This window comes from Bradyrhizobium nanningense (genome assembly GCF_004114535.1).
In the GTDB taxonomy this organism is placed as follows: domain Bacteria; phylum Pseudomonadota; class Alphaproteobacteria; order Rhizobiales; family Xanthobacteraceae; genus Bradyrhizobium; species Bradyrhizobium nanningense.
In genome coordinates, this window is sequence record NZ_LBJC01000025.1 from 85,083 (window position 1) to 100,495 (window position 15,413).

13 protein-coding genes are annotated in these 15,413 nt (G+C 66.2%); 8 read left to right on the forward strand and 5 right to left on the reverse strand.

Annotation, left to right across the window (positions count from 1 at the left end):
• Positions 1-48: 48 nt before the first annotated feature.
• The 3 genes from XH84_RS21210 (at position 49) to XH84_RS21220 (ending at position 4,652) form a co-directional block, all read left to right on the forward strand.
• Positions 49-1,218, forward strand: coding sequence for a hypothetical protein (locus XH84_RS21210; protein ID WP_128919987.1), 1,170 nt, complete (start codon positions 49-51; stop codon positions 1,216-1,218).
• 10 nt (positions 1,219-1,228) lie between these two features.
• The gene (locus tag XH84_RS21215) at positions 1,229-3,730 is read left to right on the forward strand and encodes a hypothetical protein (protein ID WP_128919986.1); all 2,502 of its coding nucleotides are present in this window, start codon (positions 1,229-1,231) and stop codon (positions 3,728-3,730) included.
• An 82-nt stretch (positions 3,731-3,812) separates the two neighbouring features.
• The gene (locus tag XH84_RS21220; protein ID WP_128919985.1) at positions 3,813-4,652 is read left to right on the forward strand and encodes a DsbA family protein; all 840 of its coding nucleotides are present in this window, start codon (positions 3,813-3,815) and stop codon (positions 4,650-4,652) included.
• A 21-nt stretch (positions 4,653-4,673) separates the two neighbouring features.
• Here XH84_RS21220 and XH84_RS21225 read toward each other — a convergent pair whose 3' ends face one another.
• Complete coding sequence (locus XH84_RS21225) at positions 4,674-5,045, reverse strand: response regulator transcription factor (RefSeq protein ID WP_128919984.1); 372 nt, start codon at positions 5,043-5,045, stop codon at positions 4,674-4,676.
• Positions 5,042-5,908, reverse strand: a complete 867-nt coding sequence (locus XH84_RS21230) for a S1C family serine protease (RefSeq protein ID WP_128919983.1) — start codon at positions 5,906-5,908, stop codon at positions 5,042-5,044. The genes XH84_RS21225 and XH84_RS21230 overlap by 4 nt, the downstream gene beginning before the upstream one ends.
• A gap of 232 nt (positions 5,909-6,140) precedes the next feature.
• Between XH84_RS21230 and XH84_RS21235 the strand changes: the two genes are divergently transcribed.
• Positions 6,141-7,016, forward strand: a complete 876-nt coding sequence (locus tag XH84_RS21235; RefSeq protein WP_128919982.1) for a dihydrodipicolinate synthase family protein — start codon at positions 6,141-6,143, stop codon at positions 7,014-7,016.
• Between the two features lie 219 nt (positions 7,017-7,235).
• Positions 7,236-9,569 (forward strand): xanthine dehydrogenase family protein molybdopterin-binding subunit, encoded by a 2,334-nt coding sequence (locus XH84_RS21240; protein WP_128919981.1) that lies wholly within the window; start codon positions 7,236-7,238, stop codon positions 9,567-9,569.
• A 241-nt stretch (positions 9,570-9,810) separates the two neighbouring features.
• Here XH84_RS21240 and XH84_RS21245 read toward each other — a convergent pair whose 3' ends face one another.
• The 3 genes from XH84_RS21245 to XH84_RS21255 are packed head-to-tail and all read right to left on the reverse strand — an operon-like array spanning position 9,811 to position 13,022.
• The gene (locus XH84_RS21245; RefSeq protein WP_128919980.1) at positions 9,811-11,007 is read right to left on the reverse strand and encodes an acyl-CoA dehydrogenase family protein; all 1,197 of its coding nucleotides are present in this window, start codon (positions 11,005-11,007) and stop codon (positions 9,811-9,813) included.
• Positions 11,008-11,022: 15 nt separating this feature from the next.
• On the reverse strand, positions 11,023-12,162 hold the full coding sequence (locus XH84_RS21250) for an acyl-CoA dehydrogenase family protein (RefSeq protein WP_128919979.1): 1,140 nt from the start codon (positions 12,160-12,162) through the stop codon (positions 11,023-11,025).
• A gap of 5 nt (positions 12,163-12,167) precedes the next feature.
• Positions 12,168-13,022 carry an enoyl-CoA hydratase gene (locus tag XH84_RS21255; protein ID WP_128919978.1) on the reverse strand — a complete coding sequence of 285 codons (855 nt, stop codon included), beginning with the start codon at positions 13,020-13,022 and terminating at the stop codon, positions 12,168-12,170.
• 178 nt (positions 13,023-13,200) lie between these two features.
• On the opposite strand from XH84_RS21255, the gene XH84_RS21260 reads away from it, so the two are divergent.
• The 3 genes from XH84_RS21260 (at position 13,201) to XH84_RS21270 (ending at position 15,348) form a co-directional block, all read left to right on the forward strand.
• A complete protein-coding gene (locus XH84_RS21260; protein ID WP_128919977.1) occupies positions 13,201-13,809 on the forward strand; it encodes a LemA family protein in 609 nt (202 codons plus the stop codon).
• 136 nt (positions 13,810-13,945) lie between these two features.
• Positions 13,946-14,845: a TPM domain-containing protein gene (locus tag XH84_RS21265; protein ID WP_164936320.1), complete on the forward strand. Its 900-nt coding sequence runs from the start codon at positions 13,946-13,948 to the stop codon at positions 14,843-14,845.
• Between the two features lie 5 nt (positions 14,846-14,850).
• Positions 14,851-15,348 (forward strand): TPM domain-containing protein, encoded by a 498-nt coding sequence (locus XH84_RS21270; RefSeq protein WP_128919975.1) that lies wholly within the window; start codon positions 14,851-14,853, stop codon positions 15,346-15,348.
• Positions 15,349-15,413 lie beyond the last annotated feature (65 nt).

A 15,413-nucleotide genomic window follows, 5' to 3' on the forward strand; every position in this document is an offset into this window, starting at 1 on the left:
CGCCTAGGTTTGGTTCGCTGACCAAATTCCATTAGCACGGATGGGGCGATGATAGTGAAATTTCCAGGAGCCCGGTGGACCCGAGGCGCCGCGATCGTCGTCGCGACAATCCTGCTTGCGTCGCCCGCGAGGGCGGGATGCAACTTCGGCGATATTGCAGACGCCGTCAAAGAATCGGTGTCGGCAACATTGGTTTGTGAGACGGCGTGCAAGGACGAGGCCAGCTGCGCTGCGGCGATTTACATGGTTGCAGTCCTGAGCATGCTCGCGGCCGAAGGTGGGCAGTCCAAAGTCAATTCGTTCTGCAGCGGAGTGCCGAATACCCTCGACGAGGTGGTAAGCAAGCTAAACACCGTATTCGGAAACTCGACCGTACAGAGCGTAGTCGGCGACGTTTCGAGCGAGTTGGCAAGCGTCGGCTCGCTTGCTGATGTCTTGAAATGCGCATGCGCGACCGAGCATTCCAATGCGGCGTCGGAGAACAGCATCGGCGTCTGTCTGGTGGACGCGCTGTGTACGCTTCAAGAATGGGTTGGTTTCGAAGCCTGCAATTGCCAGCCGCCGCCGCCCAAGATTGCCAATTGCGCGGCGACCAACGTGGCATGCGGCCAATGGAACAATCCTGATCCGGTGTGTCAGGGCAGCGGCAGCGACCCGATCTTCAGTTGGTATCCGGACGGTCAGACCCAGGCGCACTATTATCCATACAACGACGACTACCGCGATTGGACGAGCGTGACGACGACGCCGGAAGGCGCTCTCGTCACGTTGACGCCGTCGCCTGGCAACCAATGTGGACAGACTCTGTATTGCTACTGTCCGTCGCCGATGAAACCGACTTGGACGAAGGTCAACTGGGTCGGGCACGATGTAAGTCCGTACATCTTCTCTTGCACCTGCCCAGAAGGAACGCACGCTGGCGCAATGATGCCGAACGGGGTTTCGAGCTGCCTGTGCGACAACACGAATGAGGCGGCGAAGTTCTCTAACCTCGGCCCAGGGGGCATGTGTCCGCCGCCGGCATGCCCGGCCGGCCAGACACGCCTGGGCCAGGACGGCGAGTGCGTGACGCCGTGTTCCGATCCGAGCCAAGGCATGGCGTTCGACGGCAGCTGCTGCAATCCGGCGCAGATGACGTCCTGCGGGCAATGTTGTCCGGCGGGGACGATACCCGATTCGAACAGCGGCACCTGCGTGCCGAAGCCGATCGTGAAATGAGGCCGCAGTCATGACGCCTCGCCGATGCATGTCGATCGCAACCGCCGTCCGCCCGATGCGGCGCATCATCCTCGCATCGAGCCTGGCTCTCGTGCTCGGCAACACCGCCTCGGCTCAGGCGCCGCGTGGCATCTACGCGCCGGGTCAGGCCGTGGTCACCGGATTCTCCGGCGGTCTCCGCCCGTTCGAGATCGAGCCGGGCCAGGACGCCGATGCGCGCTCCTTCATCAATCCCGACGGGCCGTCGCTGCGCGTCGTCGATCTCAGCCGCATGGGCGGCCCGCCGGAAGCGCAGCTCGTCGGCGCGCCAAAACCATTCACGGTGAGCGCAAAGTGGATCGGGCAGGTATTCGGCGTCGCTCTGGACGACGGCTCGCCCGCCAGCATCTATGTGGCGGCGACGTCGGCCTACGGCCTCTCGATCGTCGCGCGCGGTCCCGATGACAAGCCACTTCGTGTTCGGGTCGGAACCGGGAGTGCGGCCTTCATGGCGGCGCAGTGGGGACCAGGAGGCGGCCCGGGTTCGATCTGGAAGATCAACGGTCTCACCGGCGAAGTGAAGCTGTTTGCAAATGTTGCCACCGCGGGAAAGGCGAACTCGGGCGCCGCCCTCGGCGGGCTGGCCTACGATGCCGCCACGAAATCGTTGTTTGCCGCCGACCGCGAGACCGGCCTCATTCATCGCTTCGGCATGAATGGCGCTGATCTCGGCGTCTACGATCATGGCGCTTCCGGCACGGCCGCCGTCGGGCTCGCGCCGGTGCCCGCCGCGGTGTCCGGCGTGGATCTCACCAGTCCGCAATTCGACAGCGCGCAGCCCGAGACCTGGGGCTACGCGGCGCGGGGGCGGCGCGTGTTCGCCCTCGCGGTGCAAGATCATCGGCTTTATTACGCAGTCGCCGAAGGATTGCGCGTCTGGTCTGTCGGCCTCAATGCGGATGGCTCGTTCGGCTCGGACATCAGGATCGAGCTCGCGGTACCGCCCGCAGCCGGCCCCACTGAAATCTCGCGAATTACGTTCGACGACGCTGGACGGATGTATCTCGCGGAGCGGCCCGCGCCGACCGGGACACAGGATTTCGAAGCGCTGTCGGTGCCCTCGATCGGCCGCGTGCTGCGCTATACGGTGATCGGCATGACCGAGGCAAAGCAGCCGGTCTGGCAGGCCGGGTCCGATGAGTATGCGGTAGGGTTCCCCGAGACCTTCCGCAACGATAATGGTGGCGTTGCAATCGGCTACGGCTATGACGAACGCGGCAACATCAATCCGCACTCCTGCGGCGGCTTCATCTGGACGACCGGAGAGCAGTTGCGCCACGCCACCGATTCCAAGCTCGCCGCACAGCTTGGCCAGGCCGACTTGCTCGCCATCGACGGGTTGCAGGGAAATCCTGTCTGGCGCATCCGCCGCGACGACGAGCCGCCGCGGCTCAGCTATTTCATCGACTATGCCGACGCGCCGCCGGACCTCGCCGCACGAGGACATCTCGGCGATATCGCCATCCAGCGCACCTGCGCCGGCCGGCCGGCGCAACTCCCGCCGGCCATGCTTCCGGTCGGACTACCGCTGCCGCCGCCGAGTTTTCGGACCTGTCAGACGCATGTCTGCGGTCCAGGAGGCAAGCCCGTATGCCCGGTCAATCAAGTGTGGAGCAAGGATGGCTGCGCCTCTGGCTGCGCTCAGTCGGAGATTCTGGTCAACGGCAAGTGCTGTTCAGCGGTCGATCTTCGGCCCGGTGGTGCCTGCGGCAACCCCTCGACCGACATCAGCAAGCCAAAGTGCGGAACGACGCAAACGGCGATCGGCCCCAATCACGAGTGCTGCGACAACGATCACATTTACTCCGGATCGGGCGGTGCGCAGCTTTGCTGCGCGGGCGCTCTGGTCAACGGTAAGTGCCAGCAATTCATTCCCAAGGTTCCGGGCGGGATATGTCTCGATTGCTGCTCGCCCGGTTACGTAAAGATCGCGGGCAAATGCTGCCTGAACAGCCAAGCCACCTCGAAAGGCGTTTGTTGCCCGATCGGGCAGACCCCCAGTGCCGACGGGACGCAGTGCAAGCCGACATTCAAGATTCCGAAGGTGTCGCTCTGCTGCGCCGCCGGCTATGTCCCGACCGCGGACCGCAAGTGTTGCGCGGCCGCGAACCTGACGACGAGCGGCGAGTGCTGTCCTGCTCCGGTCAATCCGAAGGATCGCTCAAAATGCGTTGCGCAAAGCGGGATGAAGTTCTCGCCGCAGCAGCCCTGCGCGGCGGGCGAAATGCGCGACGACAAGGGCACGTGCGTGGAGCGCAAGCCGGCGCCGCTGCCGGTCCCGCCTGCGCCACGACAGCCATCGACGCGCACAGCTCCGGAAAAACGCGCGCCGTCCGCCACGGTCCCGATCGCCTGTCCCCCTGGAATGGTCCCGGGGCCGCTTGGCAAGCGCTGCTGGCCGGCCCAGCGTGGTCGCATTGCGCCGCTCGCGCCTCGGCGGGTTGCGCCGCCGCCGCTCGGGAGGGAACGCTAGCCTAGAGCTTCGTCCGGTGGCTCCGGTGATGACGAACCGGCTGCCGTTGGACGATGAAGGACACGAGTGGAGGAACTAAGCGATGATTGGATGGACTGACATGCCGGAGCTCGCACTCTTCCGCATGCGCGCAGTCGCGGCGGGCGCGCTCGTGGCCGCAGCGCTCGCGATGCCGGGCGCGGCGAACGCGCAGATGCAGCGCGCTGACGTGGATGAAGCCGTCCAGCGATATCTCATCGCGCATCCTGAAGCGCTCGGTCCGGCGATCGAGAAATATCTCGTCGATCACCCGGAGGCGTTGCGCGCTGCGCTGCTGGCGCTCGTCGCCAAGCGCGCCGCATCGCAGCCGGCCCCCGCGGCCGCGGCGGTCGATGCCAGGCAGGCGATCGCGGACAATGCCAAGGCATTGTATGCTGCGCCATTGCAGACGACGGTCGGCACCGCTGACGGTACTCGCACCGTGGTCGAATTCTACGACTTCAACTGCGGCTATTGCCGCAAGGCGCTCGGCGATACGCTAGCGTTGATCGCCGAGGAGCCGAACTTGCGCGTCGTGCTCAAGGAGCTCCCGATCCTGGGGCCCGACTCCGTCGAAGCCGCGAAGGTCGCGATCGCTCTGCAGATGCATCATCCCAGCGCCGCCGAATCGCTCGAGTTTCATCGCCGCCTGCTGGCGACGCAAGGCCGGGTCGACCGCGCTAAGGCGCTCAAGGTCGCCGCCGATCTCGGCTTCAATGCAGGCGAGCTCGAAAAGGACGCGGCGAGCGCCGAGGTGAACGAGGCATTGCAGCAGAACATGCGTCTGGCTTCGGCATTGGGCATCAATGGCACGCCCGGCTACGTCGTCGGCGACAGCGTCATCCCCGGCGCAGTCGGCGCTGCGGCTCTGAAGGCGCGCATTGCGGCTCCGAAACAGCCATGATCGCATGATCTCGCCCTGACGTCACAGCTCGATCACGCCGCGGCGCGCCGCATGTGCTACCGCGTCGGTGCGGCCGGTGGCGTCCAGCTTGTCGAGCAGCGAGCCGACGTGGAATTTGACGGTATGTACGGAGATGCCGAGCCGGCGGGCGATCATCTTGTTGGAGGCGCCCTCGGCCATCAGCGCCAGCACGTCGAGCTCGCGCTGCGTCAGCGCGATGTCGTCGGGCATGACGCGCGGGTCCCGCGCGACGATTGTCGCGGCGGCTTGCTCGCCGGGCGCGGCAAGGCGAAGCCCGGCGACATTGCCGAGCAGCGCAGCCAGGCGATCGGCGAGGGCGGGGTCGTCGATCTCCAGAGCCAGCACGATCTCCGGCGTCTTGTCCTCGCTCACGCCTCCGGCCTCTCGCCGATTGTGACCTTGAAGCTAACCGGCTCGCCGCCGCGTCGCGCCGCGACATCGACCACCGCGCCGACGCTCGAAGGGCCCAACGTCCGCGATAGCGCGCGCACGCCGGACAGCTTCTGGTCGTTGACGGCAATGATCACGTCGCCCTGCCGGATGCCGGCCGCGGCAGACGGCCCGGCCTTGTCGACGTTCATCACCATCGCGCCGACGCCGTCGTCGAGCCGGACCGGCTGGAGCCCGAGGCCGAGATAGCCGCGGGCGATACGGCCGCGCGTCTCGAGCTGGGCCGCGACGCGCTCGATCGTCGCCGTCGGAATCACCAGCACGCGCCGCGGGCCGAGCACGGCCATGCCGAAGGCGTCGCCCGATGCGTCGAGCGCGACACCACCCTGCTGGGCGGGACGCACGCGGACGTCGAGTTCGATCCGCGCATCGATCTCGCCGCCCCGCAAGGAGCGCCAGCCGTTGCCGGAGGCGGACACCATCCCCAGCGCCGCGCTCGGCGTCTCGTGGTTAGTGGCGACCACGATCGCCAATGCGCCCAGCGGCGGGACGGTTGCGGCGAGCTTGACCGGGACCACCGCAATGTCGGCGCGGAGCAGCGCGATATCGGTCGTGTGGTCGCGGCCGGCGATCGTGGCGGTCAGCCGGCTGCCGTCGGGGAGGCCGATCTCGACCTCGCCCTCGTCGGCCAGCGCCTCGTCGGCGGTGACGATCAGGCCGCTCTTCCAGACGAAGCCGGTCGCGCGGGAGCGATGCGAATGCACGGAGACAATTGAGGGCGCGGTGCGCGCCACCACGTCCGCGAGCGCGGACGACAGTGAAGACAGGGGAGTTGGGTCGGTCATGCAAGACTCCTGTAAACCGTTAAGGCTCCTGTAAGCTGTCCTCAATCTGGGATGTCGCGGGCGATTGCGAAACTGGCCGGGTGGCCAGGGCAGGAATAAGCCTTCTCGACGATTCCGAAGGCAACGGCATCGATCCCTGGCGCACGCGGGTGCGGCTGATCAGGGTTTGATCGCAGGCCCGGGCGTTGCTAAGACCCGTCAGGTCAGCCAGCGCTCCGGGATCCTCACCGACATGTCCGAATTCCACGGCGTCTTTCCCTATCTCGTCTCGCCCGTCGATGCCGACGGCATCGTGCGCACCGAAGTCCTTGGCAAGCTCTGCGACGATCTGATCGGCGCCGGGGTGCACGGGCTGACCCCGCTGGGCTCGACCGGCGAATTCGCATATCTGAATGCCGCGCAACGCAGCGCCGTCGTCCAGACCACGATCGAGGCCGCGAAGGGCCGCGTGCCTGTTATCGCCGGCGTCGCCTCGACCTCGACGGCGGATGCGGTGGCGCAGGCGAAAGCCTACCAGAAGCTCGGCGCCGACGGCATCCTGGCGATCTTGGAGGCGTATTTCCCGCTTGCCGATGCCCAGGTCGAATCCTACTTCCGCGCCATCGCGGATGCGGTCGACATCCCCGTCGTCATCTACACCAACCCGCAATTCCAGCGTTCCGATCTCACGCTCGATATCATCGCGCGCCTCGCCGAGCATCCGCGCATCGGCTACATCAAGGATGCCTCGACCAACACCGGCCGGCTGCTCTCGATCATGAACCGCTGCGGCGATTCCTTGCGGGTGTTCTCGGCCTCCGCTCATATCCCGGCCGCGGTGATGCTGATCGGCGGGCTCGGCTGGATGGCGGGCCCGGCCTGCATCATCCCGCGCCAGAGCGTTATGCTCTACGAGCTCTGCAAGGCCGGCCGCTGGGACGAAGCCATGGCGCTGCAACGCAGGCTGTGGCGCATCAACGAGGCCTTTGCCCGCTTCAACCTCGCCGCCTGCATCAAGGCCGGGCTTGCGATCCAGGGCTACGACGTCGGCGATCCCGTCCCGCCGCAGGCCGCGCTGACGGCCGAGGCGCGCAAGGTCGTGGAGGCGGCGCTGCGGGCGCTGGGCTAGCTGTCATTCCGGGGCGTCCGAAGGACGAACCCGGAATCTCGAGATTCTCGGGTGCGCAAGGGGCGCACCTGAGTTCGATGCTGCGCGTCGCTCCGGAATGACGATTGCCTCAGGGCATGCCGAAATCGTGGATATCCTGCCCAAAACCGCGGCTGGTCTCGCATGCCTCGATCCGCTAAAAGGCGGCCGCATTTCAAGAGACTTCGAGGACCCCACGGAATGAACATTCTTCCCGGCAATTTGCGTTTCGGAGCGGGGCAGCCCGTCAAGCGTTTGGAAGACCTTAGGCTGCTCACCGGGAAGGGACAGTTCATCGACGACAAGCCGGCCGACGGCGCGCTGTGGCTGCACGTGCTGCGCTCGCCGCACGCGCACGCCAAGATTGTCTCGATCGACACCAGCGCCGCGGCCGCGGTGCCCGGCGTCGCTGCGGTCTACACCGGCGCCGACCTCGTCAAGGACGACATCGGCGCCATCCCGACCTTGAACATCTTCAAGCGCCCCGACGGCAAGCCGATGACGGTGCCGCCGCGCCGGCTGCTCGCTCATGAGGTCGTGCGCTATGCCGGCGAGGCCGTGGCCGCGGTGGTGGCGTCTTCGCGCGTGGAGGCACAGAACGCGGCCGAAGCGATCGTCGTCGAATACGACGTGCAGCCCGCAGTGGTCGATCCGGTCGAGGCCGTCAAGCCCGGCGCGCCGGTGGTGTGGCCGGAGGCGCCGGATAACATCGTCGGCGCGATGTCTTACGGCGATGCCGCCAAGGTGGACGAGGCGTTCGCCAAGGCGGCGCACACGGTCGAGCTCGACCTCGTCAGCCAGCGCCTCGTTCCCTCCGCGATGGAGCCGCGCTCGACCATTGCCGAGATCGACAAGAAGTCCGACCGTCTCCTGCTGCACGTGCAGTCGCAGACGCCGGCCTCGACCCGCGACGTGCTGGCGGAAGCCGTGCTCAAGCGTCCCAAGGACAGCGTCCGCGTCCTGGTCGGCGACATCGGCGGCGGCTTTGGCCAGAAGACCAATCTCTATCCGGAAGACGGCATCGTCGCTTACGCGGCAACCAAGCTGAACAAGAAGATCCGCTGGCGCGGCGACCGCACCGACGAATTCGTCGGCGGCACCCACGGCCGCGATCTGACCTCGACCGCCTCCTTCGCGCTCGACGAGAAGGGCAAGGTGCTGGCCTATCGCGTCAAGTCGATCGGCTGCACCGGCGCCTATTCTTCGGGCGCGGCCAACATCATCCCGCTGGTGCTCGGCCCGTTCGTGCAGACCGGCGTCTACGATCTGCCGCTCGTGCATTTCGAGGTGAAGTCGGTGATGACCCACACCGCGCCGGTCGGAGCCTATCGCGGCGCCGGCCGTCCCGAGGCGGTGTTCATCGTCGAACGGTTGTTCGACGCTGCCGCGCGAAAGATCGGCATGGACCCGCGCGCCATCCGCAAAGCCAATTACATCCAGCCGGCGCAGCTGCCCTACACCAATGCGGCCGGACAGGTCTACGATTCCGGCGCCTTCGCCCACATGCTCGACCGCGCCGTGAAGCTGGCGGATTGGGACGGCTTTGCCGCGCGCAGGAAGGCGGCGAAGAAGAAGGGCCTGCTCTACGGCCGCGGGCTCACCTCCTACATCGAATGGACCGGCGGCCGCGCCCACACCGAGAAGGTCAGCCTGCACGCGACCTCGCAAGGGCGCGTCGTGCTGCATTCCGGCACCATGGCGATGGGGCAGGGGCTGCAGACCACCTATACCCAGATGATCTCCGACACGCTCGGCATCGCCATGGACAAGATCGACGTCGTGCAGGGCGACACGGATCTCGCGATGGGTTTCGGCAGCGTCGGCTCGCGCTCGCTGTTCGTCGGCGGCACGGCGGTCGCGGTCTCCTCCAACGATCTGATCCAGAAGGCGCGCGAGAAGGCGGCCAACGTGCTGGAGACCTCGATCGAGGACATCGAGTATCAGGGTGGCATGCTCACCGTGGTCGGCACCGACCGCCGCATCAGCCTGTTCGATCTCGCCGAGAAAGAAAGCGGCGCCAAGCTCAGCGTCGATTCCGAAGGCGAGGTCGACGGTCCGAGCTGGCCGAACGGCACTCATATCTGCGAGGTCGAGATCGACCCCGAGACCGGCGTCTCCAAGGTGGTGCGCTACACCACGGTCGACGACGTCGGCGTCGCCGTCAACCCGATGCTGGTCACCGGACAGATCCATGGCGGCGTCGCGCAGGGCATCGGCCAGGCGCTGTATGAAGGCGTCTCCTACGATGCCGACGGCCAGCTCCTCACCGCGAGCTATCAGGATTATTGCATCCCGCGTGCCGACGACGTGCCGCCGATCGTGGTGACGCTCGACGACACCGCGCCCTGCCGCACCAATCCGCTCGGCGCCAAGGGCTGCGGCGAATCCGGCGCCATCGGCGGCCCGCCTTGCGTCACCAACGGCGTGATGGACGCGCTCGCCGAGCTCGGCATCACCCAGCTGAACACCCCGCTGACGCCGCAGAAGATCTGGCAGGCGATCCGGGACGCGAAGGCGGGAGTGCCGCAACCGTAAACCTGCGCTTCGCGCAACTGTCGCCTCAAACTCCGCCGTCGTCCCGGACAAGCGCGCCCAAGCGCGCGCCGATCCGGGACCCATAGCCACAGGGAGCAGTTTGGCGCGAAACTGGTAACTCCGAGTCCCCGTAACCGCATCTGCCTGTGGTTATGGGTCCCGGATCTGCGCGCGCTTGGCCGGGACGACAGTGGAGGACGTGGCGCGTTTGCACGCTCGACGTCGGCTCGCGAAGCTAGATTCAAATTCCCAACATCATCTTTGCAATAATGTCGCGCTGGATCTCCGAGGTGCCGCCGAAGATGGTGTAGGCGCGGCCGTTGAGATATTCCGGCACCATTGTCAGCATCTCCTCAGGGACCGCCGGTTCGTGGTTGAGCCTGTAGAGCGGGCGCATCGGCTCGACGGCAAGCGCGTCGTGGCCGATCACGTCGACACCGAGCCGCGTCACGGCCTGGCGGATCTCGCTGTTGCGCAGCTTCAGGATCGACGACACCGCGCCCGGATTTTGCCCGGTCTGGAGCGCCGAGAGCACGCGCAGCTCGGTCATCTCCAGCGCGTCGATGTCGATCTCGACTTCGGAGATGCGCGTTGCGATATCGGGGCTGTCGATGGCGCGTCCCGTCAGGTCCGATTCGGCAAGGTCCGCGATCGCCTTCAGCCCCTCGCGCAGCTTCGCTGACGCGATGCCCGAGCCGCGCTCGAACTCGAGCAGATATTTGCCGTAGGTCCACCCCTTGCCTTCCTCTCCGACGCGGTTGGCGACGGGCACGCGGACGTCGTCGAAGAACACTTGGTTGACCTCGTGATCGCCGCCGATGGTGAGGATGGGGCGTGTGGTGATGCCCGGCGTCTTCATGTCGATCAAAATGAAGCTGATTCCGTCCTGCTGCCGCGGGCCGTCGCTGGTGCGCACCAGCGCGAACATGCGGTTGGCGTGGTGGGCATGCGTGGTCCAGATCTTGGTGCCGTTGATGATGTAGTCGTCGCCGTCGCGCACCGCGCGCGTCTTCAGCGAGGAGAGGTCGGAGCCGGAGCCCGGTTCGGAATAGCCCTGGCACCAATAATCCTCGCCGGAGAGAATCCGTGGCAGATAGAAGTTCTTCTGCTCGGGCGAGCCGAAGCCGATGATGACGGGCCCGACCATCTTCACGCCCATCACGTTGACATTGGGCACGCCGGCGCGCGCGCATTCGGTCTCGAAGATCCAGCGTTGCGCCGGCGTCCAGGGTGGCCCGCCGTATTCGACCGGCCAGCCCGGCGCGCCCCAGCCGTTGGCGTGCAGCGCGCGCTGCCAGGCCGTGCCGATGTCGGGATCGGAGAACACCGACGGCGTCAGCGCGGTCGCCCGCTTCATCTCCTCGGTGAGGTTCTTGGCGATGAAGCCGCGCACCTCGCTCTGGAAGGCGCGCTCCTCGGCATTGAACGACAGGTCCATGATGCTCTCCCGGTGTCAGGCCTTGCGGCCAAGCTCGGCGTGGCGGGCATAGTGGTGGGCGCTGCCGCCGAACAGCGTGTCGAAGGCGATCAGCCGCTTGAAATAGGCACCGACCTCGAGCTCCTCGGTGACGCCCATGCCGCCGTGAAGCTGGATCGACTGCTCCCCGACGAAGCGCGCGCATTTACCGATCTTCGCCTTCGCGCCCGACGCCGCCCGGGCCCGCTCGACCGGCGGGCTCGCGGCCTTCAACGCTGCGCGTAGCGCGATCGAGCGCGCCTCGTCGACCTGCATCGCCATGTCGGCGAGGCGATGGCGGATCACCTGGTTGGCCGAGAGCGGCCGGCCGAATTGTTTCCGGATCTTGGTGTAGTCGAGCGTGGTGTCGAGCAGCGTCTGCATGATGCCGACGGCTTCCGCCCCGAGCGCGGCCATGGCGCGATCGACGGCCCATTCGATTGCCGGCAGCGCGTCGTGGCCGTCGCCGAGCAGGGCGTCCTCGGGCAGGTGTAGGTCAGCCAGCTCGATGTTGCAGGCGCGCCCGCCGCCGAGGCGGGCGTAGTCGGACAATGCGAGGCCCGGCGCGGTCGCTGGCGCCACGAACAAGCCGATCCGCCCCGAAGGGCCATGATGGTCGTGCACGAGCGCGGAGACGATGATGTCATCGGCGGCGTGGCCGTCGAGCACGGCGATTTTGCTGCCGGACAGGCGCCAGCCTTGCGCCGTCTTGGTCGCTGATGTCGCGACCTTGGCGAGGTCGAACCTTGCCGCGCGCTCGGAATGCGCAAACGCGAGCTTCAGCGATCCGTCCGCCACCTTGGGCAGGCTGGCCTGCTTCTGCTCATTGGTGCCACATCTGGCGATCAGTGCGGCTCCCAACACGACGGTCGCGACATAGGGCTCGGACACCAGCCCGCGCCCGAACGCTTCCATCAAAATGCCGATCTCGACCGCGCCGCCGCCGAGCCCGCCGAACTCTTCGGGAAGCGGCAGCGCCAGCCAGCCGAGCTCGGCGAATTGCTTCCACACCGCAGGGCTGAAGCCGAGCGGATCGTTCGCCATCTTGCGGCGGTGATCGGCATCGTAGCTTCCGGCCACGAAGCGCTCCGCGCTGTCGCGCAGCAGCCTTTGCTCGTCACTGAGATTGAGGTCCATGTCGTCTACTCCGCCGCCGTAGGCGGCTTGCGCACGGAGGGATGCAGGCCGGAGGGATCGACGATCATGCCGAACTCCTGAAGATTGTGGGCGTGGCAGAGCTGATGCAGCGCAAAGGCCTGATCGATCGCGGCGGGCTGACCCATCACGTCGACCGAGCGGTTGACGGCCTCCTTGGTCATCTTCAGCGCGAAGGATGGCTTTGCCGCGATCCGGCGCGCCAGCTCCAGCACGCGCGATGACAGCTCCGCGCGCGGCACGACCTGATTGACCATGCCGAGCTGGTGCGCTTCCTGCGCGCTCCAGCTGTCGGCGGTGAACAGGAACTCCTTGGCCTTGCGCGCACCGAGCTCCCAGGGATGCACGAACCATTCGACGCCACAGACGCCCATGGTGACGACGGGATCGCAGAACTGCGCGTCGTCGCTGGCGACGATGAGGTCGCAGGCCCAGGCCAGCATCAACCCGCCGGCGATGCACCTGCCGTGCACCTCGGCGATGGTCGGCTTGGCGAGGTTGCGCCAGCGGCGCGTGATCTGGAGATAAATTTCCTGCTCGCGCGCGAAGCGGCCATGGGCGTTCGGCTCGGCGAAACCGCCCCAATTTCCGATCGGTGGAAAATCGGTGCCGGCGGCGTTCTTGCCGCCCGGACGCAGATCGTGGCCGGAGGAGAAGTGCGGGCCGCTGCCGGCGAGAATGATCACCTTGACCGCATCGTCCTGCACCGCCGCGTCGAAGGCGGCGTTGAGGTCGTAGGTCATTTGCAGGTTCTGCGCGTTACGCGCCTTGGGCCGGTTCATCACGATCCGGGTGATCGCCGGCTCGGGCCGCTCCACGAGGATGGTCTCGAACGAGGTCATCGCGTTTCTCCCCGAGGTTCTGTCTTATTGTTTCGTCAAGTTGACTATGTCGGTCAGGGATAGGCAAGAGGCTTGCGTCAGTCGGCTGCTTTTCGCGCCGCGAGAGGGGACGCAAGACGTCTGGCGTCTTGCGGGTCTCATCTGGTAGTTTGCGCCAGATTCCACCGGGAGAAATTTAATGCGCAAGATCCTGACCGTGCTGGCGGCGCTGGCCTCGCTGAGCCTCACCAATTGCGGCTACAACGCGATCCAGAGCGAGGACGAGCAGATCAAGGCCAACTGGTCCGAGGTCGTGAACCAGTATCAGCGCCGCGCCGACCTCGTGCCCAACCTCGTCAACTCGGTGAAGGGTTTTGCCCAGCAGGAGAAGGATGTGCTGCTCGGCGTCACCAATGCGCGCGCCAAGGTCGGCAGCATCCAGGCAACGCCCGAGGTGCTGAACGATCCAGCCGCCTTCCAGAAGTTCCAGGCAGCCCAGGGCGAGCTCTCCAGCGCGCTGTCGCGGCTCCTTGTGGTCACGGAAAATTACCCGCAGCTCAAGTCCGACGCCTTGTTCAAGGATTTGATGTCGCAGCTCGAGGGTACCGAGAACCGCATCACGGTAGCGCGCAACCGCTACATCAAGGCGGTGCAGGACTATAATGTCACCATCCGCTCCTTCCCGAGCAACCTCACGGCGATGATGTTCGGCTACAAGGAGAAGCCGAACTTCACGGTCGACAACGAGAAGGCGATCTCGACCGCGCCGAAGGTCGATTTCAATCCGGCGCCTGCGCCGTCGAAGTAAGCGCGTCATTTTGCGAATGCACGTCGCCCCACCCACCGCCGTCATTCCCCGCGAAGGCGGGGAATCCAGTACGCCGCGGCTTCTCCATAGGCCGCTGGCGTCTCTGGAATACTGGATCGCCCGGTCAAGCCGGGCGATGACAGTGAGGTTGTGGTGGGCGATAGCCGTAGCCGCACTCGTCCTCGCCTTCGCCTTCCCCGCTTCCGCCGACGTCGCCGTCCCCCAGCTCACCGGCCGCGTGGTCGATCAGACCGGCACGCTGTCGAGCGGCGACATCGCCTCGCTGTCGCAAAAGCTGCGTGACTTCGAGGCGCGCAAGGGCAGTCAGATCGCCGTCCTGATCGTGCCCACCACGCAACCGGAGACGATCGAGCAGTTCTCGATCCGCGTCGCGGAGGCCTGGAAGATCGGTCGCAAGAAGATCGACGACGGCGCGATTCTCGTCGTCGCCAAGAACGACCGGCATTTGCGCATCGAGGTCGGCTATGGCCTCGAAGGCGCGCTCACCGACGTCACCGCGCGGCGGATCATCGACGAGGTCATCACGCCCAAATTCAGGAGCGGCGATTTCGCCGGCGGCATCGCCGACGGCGTCGAGCGCATGATGCGGGTGATCGACGGCGAACCCTTGCCGGTTCCGACGCCCACCGTGAACTTCGGCAGTCTCGACGATCTCGCACCGCTCTTCATCGTCACGCTGTTTGTCTCGGTCGGCCTGGGCGGCGCCTTCCGCGCCGTGCTGGGGCGGTTGCTCGGATCGCTCGTGACCGGAGGCATCATTGCGACGCTGACTTGGTTCGTTCTCGGGTCGTTCGCGATGGCCCTCGCGCTGGGCGGTCTCGGATTCATCATCGGCTTCATCGCCGATCTGTTCTCGGCGATCACGCCGGGCACGGGCCGCTCGCGCGGCGGCTCGTGGTCGAGCAGTTCATCCGGAAGCGGTTGGAGCAGCGGATCGTCAGGCAGTAGCGACAGCGGTGGCTTCAGCGGCGGTGGCGGCAGTTTTGGCGGCGGCGGCGCCTCGGGGAGCTGGTAGCGGTCATGAGCATCAAGCGCATTGCCAGACATCTCGTGCAACATCATTGGCGGGCAAAGCAGATCTTTCCGCCAAACGTGCTCGCCCGTATCGAGCAGGCGATCCAGCGCGGCGAAGCCACCCATTCCGGCCAGGTCCGCTTCGTCGTCGAAGGTGCGCTCGATGGCCGCCCCCTGTTCCGCAACCAGCCGGCGCGAGCGCGTGCGCTCGACGTGTTCTCGCACCTGCGCATCTGGGACACCGCGCACAACAACGGCGTGCTGATCTATCTCCTGCTCGCCGATCGCGACGTCGAGATCATTGCCGATCGCGGCATCGACGCAAAGGTGGGCGCTGCGGGCTGGGAGAGCATCTGTCGCGCCATGGAGGCCGAATTCGCTTCTGGCCAATTCGAGCGCGGCGTCATCGGCGGCATCGAAGCGGTGTCGCGCGAGCTGGCGCGGCATTTCCCGCCGCAGGGTCCGCATGCGAACGAGCTGCCCGACGCGCCGCTCGTGATGTAACGGACTGTGATGTGAGAGGTAGGCGCTGCCTCCACCTCGTCATTGCGAGGAGCCCATGCGACGAA

What these genes read in the sequence shown, in the direction of transcription:
- XH84_RS21210 (WP_128919987.1), top strand. Translation starts at nt 49, where the DNA reads ATGATAGTGAAATTTCCAGGAGCCCGGTGGACCCGAGGCGCCGCGATC.
- XH84_RS21215 (WP_128919986.1), top strand. Translation starts at nt 1,229, where the DNA reads ATGACGCCTCGCCGATGCATGTCGATCGCAACCGCCGTCCGCCCGATG.
- XH84_RS21220 (WP_128919985.1), top strand. Translation starts at nt 3,813, where the DNA reads ATGATTGGATGGACTGACATGCCGGAGCTCGCACTCTTCCGCATGCGC.
- XH84_RS21230 (WP_128919983.1), bottom strand. Translation starts at nt 5,908, where the DNA reads ATGACCGACCCAACTCCCCTGTCTTCACTGTCGTCCGCGCTCGCGGAC.
- XH84_RS21235 (WP_128919982.1), top strand. Translation starts at nt 6,141, where the DNA reads ATGTCCGAATTCCACGGCGTCTTTCCCTATCTCGTCTCGCCCGTCGAT.
- XH84_RS21240 (WP_128919981.1), top strand. Translation starts at nt 7,236, where the DNA reads ATGAACATTCTTCCCGGCAATTTGCGTTTCGGAGCGGGGCAGCCCGTC.
- XH84_RS21245 (WP_128919980.1), bottom strand. Translation starts at nt 11,007, where the DNA reads ATGGACCTGTCGTTCAATGCCGAGGAGCGCGCCTTCCAGAGCGAGGTG.
- XH84_RS21250 (WP_128919979.1), bottom strand. Translation starts at nt 12,162, where the DNA reads ATGGACCTCAATCTCAGTGACGAGCAAAGGCTGCTGCGCGACAGCGCG.
- XH84_RS21255 (WP_128919978.1), bottom strand. Translation starts at nt 13,022, where the DNA reads ATGACCTCGTTCGAGACCATCCTCGTGGAGCGGCCCGAGCCGGCGATC.
- XH84_RS21260 (WP_128919977.1), top strand. Translation starts at nt 13,201, where the DNA reads ATGCGCAAGATCCTGACCGTGCTGGCGGCGCTGGCCTCGCTGAGCCTC.
- XH84_RS21265 (WP_164936320.1), top strand. Translation starts at nt 13,946, where the DNA reads ATGACAGTGAGGTTGTGGTGGGCGATAGCCGTAGCCGCACTCGTCCTC.
- XH84_RS21270 (WP_128919975.1), top strand. Translation starts at nt 14,851, where the DNA reads ATGAGCATCAAGCGCATTGCCAGACATCTCGTGCAACATCATTGGCGG.